Source organism: Saccharothrix sp. NBAS 001 (assembly GCF_056640475.1).
Genome location: NZ_CM153251.1, coordinates 2,092,540 through 2,112,156, shown reverse-complemented (window position 1 = coordinate 2,112,156; position 19,617 = coordinate 2,092,540). Strand labels below are relative to the sequence as shown.

Below are 19,617 nucleotides of genomic sequence, written 5' to 3'. Positions count from 1 at the left end.
GTCAGCCTCCCACTTCCTGTAGTGCGCCCGGACGGCGCGTTGACCCGACCACGTCGGCAAGGCAGGCGATGGTGGGCTCCTCCAGCTCCGCGCCGGTCAGCGCGATGTCGAACCTGTTGTTGACCATCGCGATGACGCGCGCCAGCGACAGCGAGGTGGCCCCGTGGTCGAACAGGTCCCCGTCCTCGGGCACGTCCCGCACGAGCACCTCGTCCACGATCGCCTTGACCGCCGCGGTGGTCGGGTCGCCACCGGCCTGGTCGGCACCGGTCTGGTCGGCATTGGTCTGGTCGGCATTGGTCTGGTCTGGGACGGTCGGCTGCGGCTCGGTGAGCGCCACCAGCGCGGCCAGGTCGGCCTTGCCCTGCGCGGTGACCGGGATGTCGTCCACCACGTGGTAGCGCGACGGCCGCAGGTAGCCGGGCAGGTCGGCGACCGTCGCGGCCAGCTCCGCCTCGGTCGGCGCGACCGGGTCGGCGGCCGGCGGCGGCGCGACGTAGGCGACCAGGCGGACGTCGCCGTCGCCGAAGTCGCGGGCGGTGACCAGCGCGGTGCCGACCCGGTCGCAGGCCAGCAGCCGCGCCTCGACCTCGCCGGGCTCGACGCGGTAGCCGCGCACCTTGAGCTGGCGGTCGACCCGGCCGAGGTAGACCAGCTCGCCGGCCACCAGCGCGGCGCTGTCGCCGGAGCGGTACCAGCGCTCGCCGTCGAGCACCACGAACCGCTCGGCGGTCAGCTCCGGCCGGTTGAGGTAGCCGCGCGCCACCCCGGTGCCGGACACGAACAGCTCGCCGGGCTCGCCGTCGGGCACGGGCAGGCCGTCGGCGGTGCGCGGCTCGACCCGCAGGCCGGGCAGCGCCACGCCGATCGGGCTGACCGACGGGTTGGCCAGGTCGGCGGCGGTGATCCGGCGGTGCGTGGCGTGCACCGTGATCTCGGTGATGCCGTACATGTTGACCAGCACGGGCGAGGAGTCGCCGCGCCGGCCGATCCACGGCGCGAGCGCGGCCACGTCCAGCCGCTCGCCGCCGAAGACCACCAGCCGCAACGACAGCTCGGCGGGCGGGCCGGCCGCCGCGTCGGCCGCGACCAGGCCGCGGAACGCCGACGGGGTCTGGCTGAGCACGGTCACGCGCTCGCGGCGCAGCAGGTCGAGCATCAGCGCGGGCGTGCGGGTCACCTGCGCCGGCACCACGACGAGCTTGCAGCCGAACAGCAGCGCGCCCCACATCTCCCACACCGAGAAGTCGAAGCCGACCGAGTGGAACATGGTCCACACGTCGAGTTCGTCGAACTCGTACAGCTCGCCGGCGCGCTCCAGCAGCGCGACGGCCGAGCGGTGCTCGACCTCGACGCCCTTGGGCGTGCCGGTGGAGCCGGAGGTGTAGATGACGTAGGCGACGTCGGAGGGCTCGGCGGCCTCGGAGGGCGCTTCCGCCGCGGTCGGGTCGTCGCTCTCGTCGGCGTCGCTCCACAGCACCGGGCCCGGCCAGTCGGCCAGCGCGTCGGCGGTCCGGATCGCCGCGACGGTGAGCGCCACCTCGCTGTCGGACAGCACGAACGCCACCCGGCCCGCCGGGTGGTCCGGGTCGACCGGGACGTACGCGGCACCGGCCTTGACCACCGCCAGCACCGTGACGACCAGGCAGATGGACCGGTCGACGCACACGCCGACCCGGCTGCCCCGGCCCACGCCGCACCGCCGCAGCCGCTCGGCCAGCACGGTCGAGCGCGCGTCCAGCTCGGCGTAGGTGATCTGCTCGGTCCCGCAGCTCACCGCGACCCGCCGGGGCGAGTGCGCCGCGCGGCGGGCGAATGCCTCGTGCAGGCAGTCCGTGGAGGCCATCGGTCACTCCTCCGTCTTGGTGGCGTACATGCCCCAGTGCTGGGGGGTGAGCGCCAGGTCGGTCAGGCTGCTCTGGACGAACATCCGGTCCCAGCCGCCGCCGCCCTTCTCCTCCGCGATCCACTGGCGGGTGAAGACCTCGCGGGTCTCCGGGTCGCTCATCGCCCGCACGCCCATCAGCGTGTAGTAGGAGCTGAGCGACTTGAGGTGGATGAAGTGGTGGATGCGGTCGGACTGGCCGAACGCCTCCTCGTACAGGTAGATCGTGGCGTGGCCGGCCAGGACCTTGTTCCAGCTCTCGCACAGCGCGCGGGAGAACGCCCGGCCCTCCGCGCGGTACTCGTACTTGAGTTCGCCGACGCGGTGCATGATGATGCCGCAGTTGCCGGAGTTGAGCTGCTCCTCGAACGGCACCGAGGTCTGCGACCGGGCGACCGGGACCACGAAGGTGGCCGCGCCGTCGGCGTCGCTGGACACCGAGTCCGGAGTGGACTCCGAAGTGCCGTACATGCCGAACGCGGACGGGATGAGCACGGTCTCCTGGAGCGGGCCGTCGAACAGGCGGTCCCACCCGCCGCCGCCGCGCTCGTCCGGGACCCGTTGGCGCATCACGATGTCGCGCCAGCCGACGTCCTGGGTGCCCATCTGGACCAGGGTTTCGTAGGCGTAGAGCGACTTGATGTGCAGCAGCCAGTGCAGCCGGTCCTTGGTGCCGAAGGTCTCCTCGTAGACGAAGACCGTGACGATCCCGGCGTAGTTGGTGTTCAGGTACTCCGACAGCTCCCGGGCGAACAGCCGGCCCTCGGAGCGGAACTCCGGCCGCAGCTGGCCGACGCGCTCGACGACGACACCGGCGTTGCCCGAGTGCAGGATCGCGTCACGGGCGATCGACGTCTGGTCCTGTGCCGTCGGCAGGACGAACGGCGGGCTCGATGTTGTCGTCATCGAAGGCTCCTCGGCTGGTGTTGGGTGCGGCTGACGCCTCAGCCACGCTAATCACGGGGTCCCGCCGGGCTCTGCTCACTACTGGTCACCGGCCCACCGGTCACCGCCCCGGCGGTCGCCACGCGGCCCAGGACCTCCGCCGCGCCGCGCATCAACAGCCCGGCGACCGCGTCCACGTGCCGGTTGCGCCAGTCCGCCAGCCCGGTGCCCCGCACCAGCCGGTTGAACGCGCCGATCGCCGGTCCGGTGTGGACCTGGAAGCCCGCGCGCTCCTCGACGTCGCCGCGCAGCGCGGCGGCGGAGGTGTGCGCGAAGTACCAGCGGAACGCGAGCGCCGTGCGGCGGCGGGGGTCGGCGGTGGCCACCACGTCGGCGCGGCCGGTGTCCCGGTAGTGCCGTTCGGTCTCCCGCCAGACCTCGGCGAAGGTGCGGCGGAACGTGGTGCGCTCGACGCTGTCGCGGATCCGCTGCGGGATCTCGTCCCAGCACCCGTGCCGTTGGTAGAGCTGGAAGAGCTGGTTCGCCCGGGCGGCGAACATCGTGCCCCGGCGCAGCACCTGCACGCGCGCGCCCGTCTCGAACATGTCGCCGGCGGGCGCGTACGCGGTGTCCTGCACACCGGCCGCCGCGAGCAGGTCCTTGACCAGGTCGGACGTCCCGGCTTCGGGCGTCGCCTGGTTGACCGACCCGGTGACGACGAAATCCGCGCCGAGCACGAACGCGGCGGCCACGGCAGTGGGCGTGCCCAGTCCCCCGGCGGCCCCGACCCGGACGCGTTTGGCGTAGCCGCGGTCGACCATCGCGCGGTCGCGCAACAGGACCAGGTCGGGCACGACGGTGAGCGCGGGCCGGGCGTCGGTGTGCCCGGCGGAGTCGGCTTCGGCGCACAGGTCCCCGGCGACCGGGAGCCGTTGCGCGGCGTGCGCCTCCTCACGGGTGAGCGCGCCGGAGCGGACCAGGGCGTCGAGCACGGCGGGCGGCGGCGGGTCCAGGAACGCTTCGGCCACTTCGGGGCGGGACACCTTGGCCAGCAGGGTGCGCACCGCGACGGGCGTGCCGTCCGGGGTGGTGTGCGCGCCCGCGAACCGGAAGCGCACCAGCGGCGCGGTGACGCCGGTGAACCCGGCCGCCTCGACGTGCCGCACGTCCTCGCGCACGTACAGGTCGGCCAGCCGCCGTTCCAGCGCCGGGTTGTCGGGCATCGCCAACAGGTTCATCCCGAACCGGCCGGGTCCGGGCGACGCGGTCAGCTCGCGCAGCGCGTGCGCCACCTCGTCGTGGTCGAGCCCGCCCGCGCCGAAGAAGCCGAGCAGGCCCGCCTCGCCCATCCGCCGCACCAGCCCGACCGAGGCGATGCCCCGGAACATCGAGCCGGACAGGTAGGACCAGCGGACGCCGTAGTCGGCGCGGAATGCGGCGTCGCCCAGGGTTTCCGGGCCGGGCGGCAACGCCTCGGTGGGCGTGGTCGGCGGCAACGCCTCGGTGGGCGTGGTCGGCGGCAACGCCTCGGCTACGCCCCGCCAGAGGTCGGTGAGCACCCGGCCGGGCCCGAGTTCGCGGACCGCCCGAACCCCGGCGGCAGCCAGGCGGTCCATGGTCTCGCGCCACCGGACCGGGCTGCGCACCTGGAGCGCAAGCAGGTCGCCGATCAACGTCGGGTCGTGCGGCCGGGCGGTCACGTTGGAGAACACCGGCACCGACGGCGGCGCGAACCGCACACCCGCCAGCACCTCCTCGAACTCCCGGGCGGCGGCACGCATGTAGCGCGAGTGGAACGCGGCGGTGACGGCCAACGGCACGCAACGCCCGGCCTTCGCGGCACGGACCGCTGCCGTCGCGGCGGCCAGCGACTCGGCCGGGCCGGACAGCACCACCTGCGTGGCGGAGTTGTCGTTGGCCACGTCCACGTCGTCCACGCCCGCGTCGGCGAGCAGCCCGCGCAGCCGGTCCGGGCTCGCGCCCACCACGGCCACCATGCCGCCCCCGGACGCCCGCGACATCACCTCGCCACGCCGGCGCACCAGGGTCAGCGCGGTCTCGAAGTCCAGGCAGCCGGCGGCGAACAGCGCGTTGTACTCGCCGAGGCTGTGCCCGGCCAGGAAGTCCGGCGGCCCCTCGTCGCGCACGGCGAGGTAGCTCAGGGCGTTCACCACGAACAGCGCGGGCTGCGCGTACCGCGTGTCCCGCAGGAGGTTGTCGGGGTCCTCCAGGCACAGGCGCGCGACCGGCGTGCCGAGGACCCGGTCGGCGGTGGCGCGGTGCTCGGGGAAGCGGTCGAACAGCTCGCCGCCCATCCCCTTGCGCTGCGCGCCCTGCCCCGGGAACACCCAGGCGGACTTCGGCGTGGACACGCTTGGACTGTCCAGGCTCGTCACGCGCGCCGGCTGCCCAAGGTTGAGCAGCACCGGCGCGCGGGGCGCGCTTAGCGTGGGTCGACACCGTCCGACGTCGGAGCGGGGAGCCACATGGACGACCAGGCCGGCGTCGCCGACGCCACCACGACCATCCTCGGGGTGCTCGCGCGCGTGCTGCCGCCGGGGACCCCGGTCGAGGCCGACACCCCGCTGGTGACGCTCGGGCTCGGCTCGCTCGCCGCCGCGCGGGTGCTGCTGGAGGCGGGCTCCGCACTGGGCGCGGAGCTGCCGATGGACGCCACCCGCACGTGCCGCGACGCGCGTGAGCTGGCCGCGCTCGCGGTCGGCTCGCGCAACCACGGCGGGCTGCGCCCGCAGGTGCGGGCCACGCCGTCCGAGCGCGGGCAGCCGTTCCCGCTGACCCCGTTGCAGGAGGCCTACCTGCTGGGCAAGAGCCTGGGCGCGGACGGCGTCGGCTGCCACGTCTACCGCGAGTTCCCGGTGCCGGACCTCGACGTCGAGCGGCTGCGCGCGGCGTGGGGCCGGCTGGTCGGGCACCACGACGCGCTGCGCCTGGCGATGACCCCGGACGGCCGCCAGCGGGTCGAGCCGGACTCGCCGCCGTGGTCGATGCCGGTGCACGACGACGTCCTGGCCGTGCGGAACCGGCTGTCACACCGGGCGTACCGCGCCGACGAGAGTCCACTGTGGAGCGTCGAGGTCAGCCGCGCCCCGGACGGCTCGGGCGTGCTGCACCTGAGCGTGGACGCGCTCGTCACCGACGGCGCGGGCCTGGAACTGCTCGTCGACCAGCTGCGCGCGTGCTACGACGACCCGGCGTACGTGCTGCCCGGCGGTGGTTTCGGGGTTCGGGACCTCGTAGTCGCGCTCGACGCGCACCAGTCCGGCGACACGTGCCGGGCGAGCCTGGGCTACTGGATGGACCGGCTGCGCGACCTGCCGCCCGGACCCGCGCTGCCCGCCGCCACGACACCGCCGGACGACACCCGCGTGCCGCACACCGCCGAGCTGACCCCGCGCGAGTGGGCGGCGGTGCGGGACCTGGCGGCCGAGGCCGGCGTCTCGGCGACCTCGTTGGTGCTGACCGTGTTCACCGAGGCGCTGCAACGGGTGTGCGACGAACCGGCGTTCTCCCTCGTGCTCACCACCAGCAGCAGGCTCGTGCTGCCCGCCGCGGCGGACACCGTCGTCGGACCGTTCACCTCGACCGCGATCTTCGTCGCCGAGCCCACGACCGGGCTGCCGCTGACCGAGGCCGCGAAGCGCGTGCACGCCAGGCTGCGCCGCGACCTGGACCACGCGGCCGTGCCGGGCGTCGCCGTGCTGCGGGCGATGCGCGCGCAGCGGCTGCCGGTACCCGACGCCCTGCCGGTGGTGTTCACCAGCCTGATCGGTGTCGGCGGCGGTGGCGCGGAAGGCTCCTACGCGGTCAGCCAGACCACCGGGGTCACGCTGGACGCGCAGGTGTCGGAGCGCGACGGCGGGCTCGTGATCCGCTGGGACGTGGTGGACAGCGCGTTCCGGCCCGGCGTGGTCGAGGGTGTGTTCGGGTGGTTCGTGAACGCGCTGCGCTGGCCGTGGCCCGGCACGGCGACCGCGCCCCGACCGCTCAACGACCTGCAGCAGGCGTACTTCGTGGCCCGGTCGACCGAGGGCGTCGGCCCGTGGTCGGGATGCCAGGTGTGCCACGGCTTCCGCGTCGAGGGGCTCGACCTGCCCCGGCTGGAGGCCGCCTGGCTGGGCCTGCTGGCCGATCACGAGGTGCTGCGGACGGTCGTCACGCACGACGGGGCCCTGACCGTGCACGACACCGTGCCGGACCGCTGGCACATCCCGGTGTCGGCCGGCGAAGTGCAGCAGGACATGGTGAGCCGCGCCTACCCGCTGGGCCGCCTGCCGCAGGGCGAACTGCGGGTCACCCACGACGACGACGGCACGACCGTCCACCTGGCACTGGACCTCCTGGTGGCCGACGGCCGCAGCATCCACCTGCTGATGCGCGAGCTGATGCGGCGCTACTGCGATCCCACGACACCGGTGCTGCGGGCCGCGCCCCACGACGAATTCGTCGCTGTGCAGAAAGAACTCCGGTCCGGGCCGGCGCACGAACCCGCCAAGCGGCACTGGCGCGACCGGCTCGCCGCACTCCCGCCCGGCCCCCCGCTGGCCGCGCTGTCCGGCCCGCGCACCAGGCTGACCGCGACCGTGCCCGGCTGGTCGCGCTGCCGGGAACGCGCGCGGGCCCGGGGGCTGAGCCTGGACGCCGTCGTGATCACCGCCCTCACCGAGGCGTTGGCCACCCACTTCACCGCCGACTTCGCCGTGCCGCTGGTGCGCTGGGCGCAGGCCGTGGAACGGTTCCGGCCCGCCGAGGTGACCGCGCTGAGCTGGGTGCCGCGCGCCGAACCCGGCCTGCCGTTCGAGCGGGCCGCGCGGCTGGCCGACGAGCTGATCACCGCCGACACCGCCGCCGACGCGGCGTCCGGGCTGGCCGCGCTGCGCACCGTCGTGCTGCGCCGGCGGCGGACGGAGGAGTTCGGCTACCCCGTGGTGTGCACGGGACTGCTCGAACTGGCCGACGCGCCGCTGCCGTCGGGCATCGAGCCCGGCCCGTGGCTGACCTGCACGCCGGACGTCGGGTTGGACTGCATCGCCGTGGACGAGGGCGGCGACGAGCTGAAGCTGTTCTGGGACGCCGTGCGCGGCGCGCTGCCCGACGACGTGCTGGCCGCGATCTTCGCCGCCTACCAGGAGATCCTGCGCCGGCTGGGCGCGGACGACGACGCGTGGACGGCGGACCGCGGCCTCGGCGCGGAACAGGAACTCGTGCTGCGCACCTGGAACGACACCGCGCGGGACTTCCCGCACGACGGCCCGGTGCACCTGCTGTTCGAGGAGCAGGCCCGGATCCGCCCGGACGCGGTGGCCGTCCGCTGGCGCGGCGGCACGACCACCTACGGGGAGCTGAACGCCACCGCCAACCGGATCGCGGCCCGCCTGCGCCCGGCCGGCATCGGCCCGGAGTCGGTGGTCGGCATCTGCCTGGCCCGGGGCCCGCTCATGGTCGCGGCGGTGTTCGGCGTGCTCAAGGCGGGCGGCGCGTACCTGCCGGTGGAACCGTCGCTGCCGGCCGCCCGCGCGGCGACCATGCTGTCCGACGCGGGCGCGGTCGCCCTGGTCACGACCTCCGACCTGGACGCGCCCGACGGCTCGGCGGCACAGGCCCGGCCCGTCGTGCACGCGGACCGGCTCGGCGACGCCGTCGAACCCGATCCCGCGCCGGTCGCGGACGAGAACGCGACCGCGTACGTCATCTTCACCTCGGGCAGCACCGGGCGGCCCAAGGGCGTCGCGGTGAACCACCGGGCCGTGCACAACCTGCTGCACTGGACGCGGCGCACGTTCGGCTTCGGCCCCGCCGACGTCGGCCTGTGCGTGACCTCGCTCGGCTTCGACCTCTCGGTGTTCGACCTGCTGGGGCTGCTCGGGTTCGGCGCGTCGGTGTACGTCGCCGACGCCGAGCAGCAGCGCGACCCGGCGCTGCTGCTGGACGTGCTGCTCGACGAGCCGATCACCTTCTGGAACTCCGCGCCCACCACGCTCGCCCACGTCGCACCGCTGATGGCCGCGCACCGGGGCGACCCGCGAACCCGCGACCTGCGGCTGGTGTACCTCAGCGGCGACCACACCCCGCTCGGCCTGCCCGCCGAGCTGCGCGCGTGCTTCACCGGCGCGGACGTGATCAGCCTGGGCGGCGCGACCGAGGCCACGGTGTGGTCCAACTGGTTCCGGATCGGCGAGATCGACCCGGAGTGGCGCTCCATCCCGTACGGCAGGCCGATCGACAACGCCCGCTACTACGTCCTGGACGCGGAACTGCGGCCGTGCCGGATCGGCGAGGAGGGCGACCTGTACATCGCGGGCGAGGTGCTCAGCCTCGGCTACCGCAACCGGCCGGAGCTGACCCGGGAGCGGTTCGTGCCGTGCCCGTTCGAACCGGCCGGCGCGCTGATGTACCGGACCGGGGACCGGGCGAGCTTCTTCCCCGACGGCAACATCCGGTTCCTGGGCCGGGCCGACCACCAGGTGAAGATCCGGGGTTTCCGGGTCGAGCCGGGCGAGATCGAACACCGCCTGCGCACGCACGCGGGCGTGAAGGACGCGGTGGTCGTGCCCCGGGACGAGAACGGCGAGCGCAAGCTGGTCGCCTACGTCGTGCCGATGCCCGGCACCACCCCGGCCGCGAAGGAGCTGCGCGCCCACACGGCCGAAACCCTGCCGGACTACATGGTCCCCAACCACATCGCCCTGCTGGACCGCCTCCCCGCCACGGCGAACGGCAAGCTCGACCGCGACGCCCTCCCGTGGCCCCTGCTCCCCGCGGCGCCCTCCCCGGAACCCGCGACGCCGGAGCCGGCGGGCGAGGCCCTGCGGCAGATGCTCATCGGGCTCATCGGCGAACTGGTCGGGGAGGCGGTGGACCCGGCGGCGGACCTGTGGGACCAGGGCGCGACCTCGTTCACCATGGTCCAGGTGTCCACCCGCCTCCAGGAGCGGTTCGGCACCCGCGTGCCGGTCGCGGTGCTGCTGGACAACCCCACGGTCGACGGCATCGCGGCCCACGTCGCCGCCGTCGTCGACCCGCCGGCGCCCCCGACCGCCCCGCAACCCGCTCCCCCACCGGCACTCGCGCCCGCTGCCCGGACCGCACCCGACCAAGCGCCCGAACCGGCACCCGAGCCACCGCCCGGACCGACCACCGAGCCCGTGGTGGACGTCCTGTCCCCCACCGACCGGGCCGCGTTCGCGACGGCGCGCTGGGACCTGCGGGACGAGGGCACCTCGCTGCCGCTGCCCGACGACCGCCCCGACGAGCACCTCTACCGGTGGCGGGCGAGCCGGCGCGACTTCCGGCCCGGACCGGTGCCCTTCGCCGCGCTGGTGTCGCTGCTGGCCCTGCTGCGCCCGCTGCCCGACGGCGACCGGCGTCGACGCCTCTACCCCTCCGCCGGCGACACCTACGGCGTCCAGGTCTACGTGCGGGTGCTCGACGGCCGAGTGTCCGATGTGGAGGGTGGGGTGTACTACTACCACCCCGACGAGCACGCGCTCCGCCGGATCTCCGACGGCTCCGAACTCGACCGGTCCGCGCACTTCGTCTACAACCGCCCGGTGTACGACCTGGCCGCGTTCGAGATCTTCCTGGTGGGCCAGGCGAAGGCCGTGCGCCCCCTGTACGGCGAGGAGTCCGACCGGTTCCTGGCGCTCGAAGCGGGCTACCTGGGCCAGTTGCTGATGGCCGGGCAGGCCGCGAACGGGCTGGGGCTGTGCCCGGTCGGCGCGGTGGCCGTCGCGCCGGTGCGCCGGGCGCTGCGGCTGGACCCGGACCACGTGTTCCTCCAGTCGTTCCTCGGCGGCGCGGTCGACCACGTCGCCGAACCGGCGGGCACCGGCTCCGCCGAGGTGGCGGTGGTCGGTGTGGCGGGCCGGTACCCGGGCGCCGACGACCTCGACGCGCTGTGGCGCAACCTGCTCGACGGCCGGTGCTCGATCGCCGCGCCCCCCGCCGCGCGCGGCGACGGTCCGGCCGGCGGCTACCTGCGGGACGTGGAGTCGTTCGACAGCGCGGTGTTCGGCATCGCGCCGGCCGAGGCCGCGACGCTCGACCCCCAGTCGCGGCTGCTGCTGGAGGTGGTGTGGGCGTGCCTGGAGGACGCGGGCCACACGTCCGCCTCGCTGGGCCAGGTCGGCGTGTTCGTCGGCCTGATGTGGCACGACCACCGGCTGGTCGGCAACGACCGGTGGCGGGCGGACGGGTCGGCGCGGATCTCCGGCACCGGGTCGGAGGTGGCCAACCGGGTGTCGCACGTGTTCGACTTCCGCGGTCCGAGCCTGGCCGTGGACACCTCGTGCTCGTCGTCGCTCACCGCGCTCCAACTGGCCGTGGAGAGCCTGCGGCGCGGCGACTGCGACGCGGCGGTGGTCGGCGCGGCGAACCTGCTGCTGCACCCGTACCACGCGTCGGTGTTGCGCGGGCTGGACCTGGTCGCCGAGACCCCGGGCCGGGCGCTGGACGCCGAGGCGGCCGGCTGGTCGCCCGGTGAGGCGGTCGGCGCGGTGCTGCTGCGCAGGCTGTCCGACGCGCGGTCCGACGGCGACGCGGTGCACGGCGTCGTGGAGAGCGCGTGGGTCGGGCACACCGGCGGCACCGGGCGGTTCGGCACGCCGGACGTGGCGACGCTGACCGCGTCGCTGGGTCGCGTCCTCGACCAGGCGGGCCTGTGCCCCGACGACATCGGCTACGTGGAGTGCGCGGCGTCCGGGGCGGCGCTGGCCGACGCCGCCGAGGTGGAGGCCGTCGGGCGGCTGTTCGGCGGACGCACCCCGGTGCCGGTGGGCACGCTCAAGCCCAACCTCGGGCACGCGGAGGCCGCGTCCGGCCTGGCGCAGCTCACCAAGGTCCTGCTGCAACTGCGGCACGGCGCGCTCGCGCCGACGCTGCTGTCCGACCGCCCGACCGCGCTGGTCGACCTCGACGGCCTGCCGGTGCGGTTCGTGACCGAGCCGACGCCGTGGACCGGGACGCCGCTGCGCGCCCTGGTCAACGCGGTCGGCGCGACCGGGTCGGTCGGCCACGTCGTGCTCCGCGCGCCGAAACCGGAAGAGGGCCGATGACCTGGATCAAACCGCCGACCGCGCCGGACACCCCGGTGCTGCTGTACTGCGTCGCGCACGCGGGCGGCGGCGCCGGGTTCTTCCGGACGTGGCCGCAGGCGCTGGCACCGGACGTCGGGGTGTACGCGGTGGTGCTGCCGGGCCGGGAGACCCGGCTGCGGGAGACGCCGTTGACGACCGTCGCCGACATCGCCGTGCCGCTGGCGGACGCCATCCGAGCGCACGCGGACCGGCCTTACGCGTTGTTCGGGCACAGCATGGGCTCGGTGGTGGCCTACGAGGTGGCACGACGACTGACCACCGCACCACGCCCGCCGCTGCGGCTGTTCGTGTCCGGCCGGCGCGCGCCGCACCTGCCGGCACGTCGTGCGCCGCTGCACCCGTTGCGGCACGACGAGTTCGTGCACGCGGTGGCGGAGATGGGCGGCACACCGCGTGAACTGCTGGACCAGCACGACCTGATGCGGATGTTCCTGCCCGGCCTGCGCGCGGACTTCACCGTCAACGAGACCTACGCGCCGCTGCCCGGCCCGGTGCTGGACTGCCCGGTGTCGGCGCTGACCGGCGATGCCGACCCGGAGGTCACCGTGCCGGAGATGCGCGCCTGGGCGGAGGCCACCGTGGGCCCGTTCAGCCTGCGCGTGTTCCCCGGCGGCCACTTCTACCACTCGGGTCTCCCCGACGCCCTGGCCGACGCGCTCCGCGCCGACCTCACCGTCCGCCCCTGACCCGTTCCCCGCCGGCGACCCGGTGCCGCGCGCACCCGCAACCGCGCCGAACGCCCGGCACGGCGAGAAGCCCCGGCCCGCCACCTCCTGCGGTGGCGGGCCGGGGTTCTCCGGCGGTCGGGTCAGGACGTGGACAGCGAGGCCACCACCTCGGCGGTGGCCTGGTGCAGGATCCCCATCATCTGGCGGATGTGGTCCTCGGTCATCGCCAGCGGCGGCACGATGACGATCGTGTCGCTGGGCGCCGAGTGGATGATCATGCCGAGTTCGCGGCAGCGCTCGGTGATCCGGGTCGCCACGCCCAGGTCCCACGGGAACGGCTCGCGCGTCTCCTCGTTCTCCACCAGCTCGATCGCGGCCAGCATGCCGCACTGGCGGATGTCGCCGACGTGCGGGATCTCCCGGAACTTGGCCAGCTCGTCGGCGAGCACCACGGCCAGCTCGCGGCCGTGCGCGATCACGTCGTCCTTCTCGAACAGGTCCAGGCTGGCCAGCGCGACCGCGACGGCCATCGGGTTGCCCGAGTAGGTGTGGCCGGACAGCAGCATCTTGCCGTCGCCGCGGAAGGCGTCGAACACGTCACCGGTCGCCATCGTCGCGGCCAGCGGCATGTAGCCGCCGGTGAGGCCCTTGCCCACGCACAGGATGTCCGGCTTCACGCCGTCCGCCTCGCAGGCGAACATCGGGCCGGTGCGGCCGAAGCCGGTGCCCAGTTCGTCGGCGATCAGCAGCACGCCGTGCTTGCGGGCGATCTCGGCGACCCGCGCGAGGTGCCCGTCACGGGCCACGACCATGCCGCTGACGTTCTGCACGCGCGGCTCGACCAGCACGGCGGCGACCTCGTCGCCCTCGCGCTCCAGCACCTCTTCCAACGTGTCGGCGCAGGCGAGCGAGCAGTTGTTGTTGCACAGCCCGCAGCGGTAGGCGTAGGGCTGGGCGAAGGCGCTCGTCTCCCGCAGCAGCGGCTGGTAGAAGTTCTTCAGGATGGTCATCTGGCCGACCGAGAGCGCGCCGACCGTGTCGCCGTGGAACGCGCCGGTCATGGAGACGAACTTGTTGCGCTTCGGCTCGCCCTTGAACACCCAGTACGAGTAGGCCATCTTCATGGCCGTCTCGACCGCGCTGGACCCGCTCTCCAGGAACAGCACCCGCTCGATGCCCTCCGGCGCGAGCCGCACCAGGCGCGCCGCCAGCTCGGCCGCGCCGGGGTGGGTCATGCCGTACAGCGTGGTGTGGGCGATCTTGGTGGCCTGCGCGATGATCGCGTCGTTGAGTTCGCGGCGCTGGTGCCCGTGGATGTTCACGCCCAGCGACGACCCGGCGTCCAGGTAGCGGTTCCCGTCGGAGTCGACCAGGTAGACGCCCTCGCCGTGGTCGATGACCAGCGGCGTCGCCTTGAGGTAGTCGTCGGTCGGTGTGTAGGGGTGCCAGACGTGCTGCTGGTCCAGCGTCCGCAGGCGTTCGGTCTCGGTCATGTCCTTGTCCATGCGTCGCGCTCCGATGGTGGGATCGAGTTCGAGGCTCGGGCAATACCAACGGTTTTCGTGCGGATTCGTCTGCGCAGTACTGCGCAGCAGCGTCCCGGCGCACCCGCGAAGCCCCCGGAGCCGCGCGGCGCGCGCCCGGACCCGCCGACGAACGGCCGGCCACCCGGACGGGTGTCCGGAAGCCCGGAGACGCCGAGTGCTCAATGGTGAGCAGAGGACGAAGAGGACGTATCGCGATGCTCTTGGCGCGGTCGGGACGCCCTGCCGCTGCTCTCGACGGAGAAGGGGACGCCCCGTGACGACCTCCGAACACCTCGACCTCGTCTCGCCGCAGTCCCGGGCGAACGCCTACGCGACCTACGCGGGGCTGCGTGCGGAGGCACCGATCTCCAAGGTCCGGATGCCCACCGGGCAGGACGTCTGGATGATCACCCGCTACCAGGAGTGCGTGGACTTCCTGGGCGACTACCACCGCTTCAAGACCAGCCCGACCGTGATGCCCGAGGGCATGGAGATGCCGGCCCTCCCGGAGGCCGTCATGCGGCTGCTGGGCGGCAGCATGGGCGCCATCGACCCGCCGGAGCACACCCGGCAGCGCCGGCTCGTGCAGGCGGCGTTCACGCCCCAGTACGTCGAGCGGCTGCGGCCCGCCGTGCAGGCCATCGCGGACGGCCTGCTGGACGGGCTGCTCGCGTCCGGCGAACGGACCTTCGACCTGGTCGAGCAGTTCGCGATCCCGCTGCCGCTGACCGTCATGTCCGACATGCTCGGCATCCCCCGCGAGGACCGCGACCGGTTCCGGCTGTGGTCGGAGCTGCTGCTCTCGCTCGACCCGACCTCCGCGCAGTCCGCGCCGCAGGGCATGAGCCCGGCCGAGGTGATGGCCGAGATCGAGGAGTTCGTCCGCTACCTCGACGCGCTGATCCAGGGCAAGCGGACCGACCCCGGTGACGACCTGATCTCCGGCATGACGGTCGCCGAGGCCGACGGCGAGAAGATGACCGACGACGAGCTGCTCAAGATGGTGGCGCTGCTCGTGGTCGGCGGCCTGGGCACCACCCAGCACCTGATCGGCAACATGCTGCTCGCCCTGTTCCGCAGCCCCGACCAGCTCGCGCTGCTCAAGGAGCAGCCCGAACTGGCCGCCTCCGCCGTGGAGGAGATGCTGCGCTACCACGGTTCGATCGAGATCAGCTTCCCGCGCTTCGCCGCCGAGGACACCGAGATCGCCGGCACGCCGATCCGGCGCGGCGAGATGGTGATCGCCGTGCTGGCCGCCGCGGACCGCGACCCCGAGCGGTTCCCGCAGCCCGACAAGCTCGACATCACCCGCCCGCAGAACCGCCACCTGGCCTTCGGCCGGGGTGCGCACATGTGCCTGGGCGCGCCGCTGGCCCGGGTGGAGGGGCAGGTCGCGCTGAACACGCTGCTGGCCCGGATGCCCGACCTGCGCCCCGCGGTCGACCTGGACGACGTGGCGTGGCGGCCCGGCCTCACCCTGCGCGGCGTGGTCGACCTGCCGGTCACGTACTGACGCCCACCGGGAACGTCCGGCCGATCGGGACTCGCCAGGGGTGTTCGGTCGGCCCGTCACCGGTCGAACACCCCCCGAGAAAGGAAGTTCCGTGACCGACGCGATCGTCGCCGAGGGCCTGCGCAAGCGGTTCGACAAGGTGACCGCGCTCGACGGGCTGGACATGGTGGTGCCCGAGGGCACCATCACCGGACTGCTCGGACCCAACGGCGCGGGCAAGAGCACGACCGTGCGCTTGCTGACGACGCTGATGACACCGGACGAGGGCCGCGCGGAGGTGGCCGGGCTCGACGTCGTCACGCGGGCCGCCGAGGTGCGCCAGGTGATCAGCCTGTCCGGTCAGCACACCGCCGTGGACGCCAACCTGACCGGCTTCGAGAACCTGGAGATGCTCGGCGAGCTGCTGCACCTCGGGCGTCGCGGCGCGCGCGAGCGGGCCGACGAGCTGCTGGCCCGGTTCGGCCTGGTGGAGGCGGCCGGGCGGCGGGCCAAGGAGTACTCGGGCGGGATGCGCCGCCGGCTGGACCTGGCCGCGTCGCTGATCCGCACGCCCAAGGTGCTCTTCCTCGACGAGCCGACCACCGGCCTGGACACCCGCAGCCGGATGGGCCTGTGGGACACCATCGGCGAGCTGGTGGCGGGCGGCACGACGCTGCTGCTGACCACCCAGTACCTGGAGGAGGCCGACCGGCTGGCCGACCAGATCGTGGTGGTCGACGGCGGCCGGGTGGTGGCCCGGGGCACGCCGCACGAGCTGAAGCGCCGGGTGTCCGGCGAGCGGCTGGAGATCACCCTCGCGCCGGGCGCGGACGCGGCGGCGGCCAAGTCGGCGCTGTCGGGCGTCGGCACCGGCGCGGTGGTGGTGGACGACCTGGGCCGGCTGCTCAGCGTCCCCGTGGACGACGGCATGGAGGCCCTGCTGTCCGGTGCGCAGGCGCTGCGCGCGGCCGGGGTCGCGGTGGTCGACGCGGCCGTGCGCACGCCGACGCTGGACGACGTCTTCCTCGCCCTCACCGACAAAGAGAAAGAGCACAGCGAATGAGCACCCTGGGCGTGGCGTTCCACGAGGGCGCCGTGGTGGCCAAGCGCAACCTGCGGATGATCCTGCGGGTCCCCGAGCTGCTGGTGAACGCCGCCGTCGCGCCGATCATGATGACCCTGCTGTTCGGCTTCATCATCGGCGGCGCGATCGACCTGGACGGCGCGTCGTACCGGGAGTACCTGATGGACGGCATCTTCGTGCAGGCCGTCCTGTTCTCGGCGGTGAACACCGGCACGGTGATCGCCTCCGACATCACCACCGGCATCGTGGACCGCCTGCGGTCGATGCCGATCTCGCGCTCCGCCGTGCTGTTCGGCCGGACGTCCAGCGACGTGGTCAACAACCTGGTGGTGGTCGTGGTGACCGCCGTGCTCGGCCTGATCATCGGCTGGCGGGTGCGCACGTCCCTGGTGGACGCGCTGCTCGGCTTCGTCGTCCTGCTGGTGTTCGCCTACGCGCTGTCGTGGCTGATGGCCGTGGTGGGCCTGGCGATGCGCGCGCCGGAGGCGGTCAGCAGCGTCGGCTTCACCATCGCGATCCCGCTGGGCTTCCTGTCCAACGCGTACGTGCCGATCCACACCATGCCGGGCGTGATCCAGCCCATCGCGGAGTGGAACCCGATCTCCGCGGTGGTGCAGGCGTTGCGCGACCTGTTCGGCAACATGCCGGCGAGCGCTCCGCGCCCGGACGCGTGGCCCATGCAGAACCCGGTGACGGCGTCGCTGCTGTGGATCGCGGTCCTGCTGGCGCTGTTCATCCCGCTGGCCATCCGCCAGTACTGGAAGGCCGTCGCCCGCTAGGCGCTTCCTCCGTAGTTCCCGATCAAGGCCCGGTGGTCGCCGGGTCCGGGATGACCGCGTCCCCCGGTCGACAGCATGGTCCGGGGGACGCCGTCACCGGACCCGGCGACCTCGCGCGACCACCGTCCGACAGCGAACCGGGCCCGCGGGCTCGGTTCGACGCGTCCGCCGCGCGGGTCGCTGCCGGAGGGCCGGTCTCGCCGGCGGCACGTCCCGGGCAGAATCGACGCGCCCCACTCGCCGCCGATCACCGAGGATGAGCGCGCAATGTCCCAATCTGTCACGGTCGCCGCAGCGATCACCATCGCGGCACCGCGCCTGCGGTCCTACCTGCGCGCGCCGGTCGTGCGGGCGTCCACGTGGTCGGAGCACGACTGGGCCGGTGTCTGCGAGCCCTGGGACGACGCCACCCGGCGCGAGTACCGCGCGGAACTGGCCGGTGCGATCGCCGAGTGCGACCGCTGGCTGGACGGCGACCACGCGGACCTGTTGCGCGGCCTGGCCGACGACGGCGACCTGACCATCGGCTACGACGAGGAGACCGGCGCGCTCACCGTCGACCTCGATGCCCGCGTCGACTTCCGGCTGCCGTCGCTGGTGTGGGCGTGCACGGTCCTGCGCGGCCTGGGCACCTTCCTCGCCGACGGCGATTCCGGGCTCGTCACGGTCACCGTCGACTGGGCGGGCGAGGCGGTGCTGATGCACCTGTCGCCGGGCGGTTCGGCGTTCCTCGGCCAGGACGGCCCGGCCTTGGCGCGGGCCCGGAACGCGGAGTTCGACGTGCGGTGCGCGCTCTCCGACGCCGACCCGGACGAGTCGGCGTCGGAGGTCGTCGACCGCGTGCTGCGGTCGTGACCGCCGGGCTCACTCCACCAGCACCCGGTCGGGGGCACGGCGGCGCGCGCGGGACGAGCGGATCAGCGAGCGCACCCACATCACGATCCCGCCGAAGTCGAGCAGGAACGTCAGCAGCGCGAAGGCCAGGATGTCGGCCCAGGTGAACGTGCCGGTGACCTCCTCGCCGCGGAAGAACGCGACCACCCGGCCGCCGTAGAACAGCAGCAGCGGGACGGTGAGGCCGAACAGGGTGGCCAGCGACATGATCCGGCCCAGCACCCACACCACCGAGAAGATCCGGATCGCGCGCATCTCCCGCCGTTCGATGCCGGTCTGGTCGATCGACGGCCGGCGGCGCACGCGGCGGACCAGGTTGCGCAGGTACACGCCGGTGTCGGCCATCAGGCTGCGGGTGCCCAGCGCGGTCGCGATCACGTAGTACAGGTCGGTGCGCAGGAACACGAACGTCTGCCACAGCAACCGGATGAAGTAGGTGAACAGCACGCCGGCCAGCACCGTGCGCACCGGCCCGGCCAGGGTGATCGCCCCGGCCCGGTCCAGCCACACCACGATGAACAGCAGCGCCGCGCCGACGACGTCCACGATCATCCCGGCGAGCAGCGCGAGGTAGCGGGCGCGCTTGGGCGCGAGCCAGATGCCGGACATGTCGGTCTGCGCGACGATGGCGTACATCTGGTTGCCGATCGTCATCCGGGCCGAGACGCCCGCGGCGCGGGCCGCGACGACGTGGGCCAGTTCGTGCACCACCACGCCGATCGTGGCGATGCCGATCACGCCCCACAGGTAGGCCCAGAAGTGGGTGTGGAACATCAGGCTCGACGAGCCGGGCAGCGCTTGCGGGTCGAGGAACGCCAGCACGACGGCGACCAGCACGACCAGTCCGGCCGCGACCGCGACGGGTGCGGAGAACCAGCGCCGGGCGGCCCGCTGCGACAGCCCGTCGAGGTTCCAGACCCGCTTGCGGCGGCTGTCGTGCGCGTGGGCCAGCTCCGCGTCCGGGGGCGCGACGAAGCCCTCCCCCGCCAACTCCTCCAGGAAGTCCTCCACGTCGGGGCTCTCGCCGTGGCGGGCCTCGTAGCGGCGGACGGCCTCGGCCACGGGGAGCCCGTCGCGCAGCCACTCCAGCAGGTCGAGGCCCTCGGTCGGGATGGACAGGTAGACCTGGCGCTGGTCGTCGCCGATGACGGCGTGGTCGGCCTCGCGCCGGGAGGAGAACGGCCGCACCTTGACCGACGCCTCCAGTGGGAACCGGGACACCGGGACACCTCCTCACGGGGGAGGTGCGCGGGTGGGAGGCCCGAGACCTCCCACCCGCGCACGCGGATCA

The 19,617-nt window shown here is 73.7% G+C and carries 11 protein-coding genes; 6 read left to right on the top strand and 5 right to left on the bottom strand.

The window, feature by feature from the left end; all coding sequences use genetic code 11:
- Position 1: 1 nt before the first annotated feature.
- From AC0HI0_RS09025 to fabD, 3 genes are read right to left on the bottom strand one after another with little or no spacing between them, the layout of a single operon-like run.
- Positions 2-1,846 carry a non-ribosomal peptide synthetase gene (locus AC0HI0_RS09025; RefSeq protein WP_480931832.1) on the bottom strand — a complete coding sequence of 615 codons (1,845 nt, stop codon included), beginning with the start codon at positions 1,844-1,846 and terminating at the stop codon, positions 2-4.
- A gap of 3 nt (positions 1,847-1,849) precedes the next feature.
- Entirely contained in the window at positions 1,850-2,791 is a 942-nt protein-coding gene (locus AC0HI0_RS09020) for a DUF6039 family protein (protein WP_480931831.1), read from the bottom strand.
- Positions 2,792-2,838: 47 nt separating this feature from the next.
- Positions 2,839-5,142, bottom strand: a complete 2,304-nt coding sequence (gene fabD / locus AC0HI0_RS09015; RefSeq protein ID WP_480931830.1) for an ACP S-malonyltransferase — start codon at positions 5,140-5,142, stop codon at positions 2,839-2,841.
- A gap of 114 nt (positions 5,143-5,256) precedes the next feature.
- On the opposite strand from fabD, the gene AC0HI0_RS09010 reads away from it, so the two are divergent.
- Together AC0HI0_RS09010 and AC0HI0_RS09005 are read left to right on the top strand one after the other, a co-directional pair.
- Positions 5,257-11,841, top strand: a complete 6,585-nt coding sequence (locus tag AC0HI0_RS09010) for an amino acid adenylation domain-containing protein (protein WP_480931829.1) — start codon at positions 5,257-5,259, stop codon at positions 11,839-11,841.
- Positions 11,838-12,569, top strand: coding sequence for a thioesterase II family protein (locus AC0HI0_RS09005; protein WP_480931828.1), 732 nt, complete (start codon positions 11,838-11,840; stop codon positions 12,567-12,569). The genes AC0HI0_RS09010 and AC0HI0_RS09005 overlap by 4 nt, the downstream gene beginning before the upstream one ends.
- A gap of 122 nt (positions 12,570-12,691) precedes the next feature.
- Here the strand turns inward: AC0HI0_RS09005 and bioA are convergent, their stop codons facing one another.
- The gene (gene bioA / locus AC0HI0_RS09000; RefSeq protein ID WP_480931827.1) at positions 12,692-14,044 is read right to left on the bottom strand and encodes an adenosylmethionine--8-amino-7-oxononanoate transaminase; all 1,353 of its coding nucleotides are present in this window, start codon (positions 14,042-14,044) and stop codon (positions 12,692-12,694) included.
- A 307-nt stretch (positions 14,045-14,351) separates the two neighbouring features.
- Here bioA and AC0HI0_RS08995 point away from each other — a divergent pair, with 307 nt between their 5' ends.
- From AC0HI0_RS08995 to AC0HI0_RS08980, 4 genes are all read left to right on the top strand, one after another.
- Entirely contained in the window at positions 14,352-15,590 is a 1,239-nt protein-coding gene (locus AC0HI0_RS08995; RefSeq protein WP_480931826.1) for a cytochrome P450 family protein, read from the top strand.
- 91 nt (positions 15,591-15,681) lie between these two features.
- Positions 15,682-16,632: an ATP-binding cassette domain-containing protein gene (locus tag AC0HI0_RS08990; RefSeq protein WP_480931825.1), complete on the top strand. Its 951-nt coding sequence runs from the start codon at positions 15,682-15,684 to the stop codon at positions 16,630-16,632.
- Positions 16,629-17,432, top strand: a complete 804-nt coding sequence (locus AC0HI0_RS08985) for an ABC transporter permease (RefSeq protein ID WP_480931824.1) — start codon at positions 16,629-16,631, stop codon at positions 17,430-17,432. The genes AC0HI0_RS08990 and AC0HI0_RS08985 overlap by 4 nt, the downstream gene beginning before the upstream one ends.
- A 267-nt stretch (positions 17,433-17,699) precedes the next feature.
- Positions 17,700-18,287: a hypothetical protein gene (locus AC0HI0_RS08980; protein ID WP_480931823.1), complete on the top strand. Its 588-nt coding sequence runs from the start codon at positions 17,700-17,702 to the stop codon at positions 18,285-18,287.
- A gap of 9 nt (positions 18,288-18,296) precedes the next feature.
- On the opposite strand, the gene AC0HI0_RS08975 is transcribed toward AC0HI0_RS08980, so the two are convergent.
- The gene (locus AC0HI0_RS08975; protein WP_480931822.1) at positions 18,297-19,547 is read right to left on the bottom strand and encodes a hypothetical protein; all 1,251 of its coding nucleotides are present in this window, start codon (positions 19,545-19,547) and stop codon (positions 18,297-18,299) included.
- Positions 19,548-19,617: the final 70 nt, after the last annotated feature.

What these genes read in the sequence shown, in the direction of transcription:
- AC0HI0_RS09010 (WP_480931829.1), top strand. Translation starts at nt 5,257, where the DNA reads ATGGACGACCAGGCCGGCGTCGCCGACGCCACCACGACCATCCTCGGG.
- AC0HI0_RS08985 (WP_480931824.1), top strand. Translation starts at nt 16,629, where the DNA reads ATGAGCACCCTGGGCGTGGCGTTCCACGAGGGCGCCGTGGTGGCCAAG.
- AC0HI0_RS09020 (WP_480931831.1), bottom strand. Translation starts at nt 2,791, where the DNA reads ATGACGACAACATCGAGCCCGCCGTTCGTCCTGCCGACGGCACAGGAC.
- AC0HI0_RS08980 (WP_480931823.1), top strand. Translation starts at nt 17,700, where the DNA reads ATGTCCCAATCTGTCACGGTCGCCGCAGCGATCACCATCGCGGCACCG.
- AC0HI0_RS09005 (WP_480931828.1), top strand. Translation starts at nt 11,838, where the DNA reads ATGACCTGGATCAAACCGCCGACCGCGCCGGACACCCCGGTGCTGCTG.
- bioA (WP_480931827.1), bottom strand. Translation starts at nt 14,044, where the DNA reads ATGACCGAGACCGAACGCCTGCGGACGCTGGACCAGCAGCACGTCTGG.
- AC0HI0_RS09025 (WP_480931832.1), bottom strand. Translation starts at nt 1,846, where the DNA reads ATGGCCTCCACGGACTGCCTGCACGAGGCATTCGCCCGCCGCGCGGCG.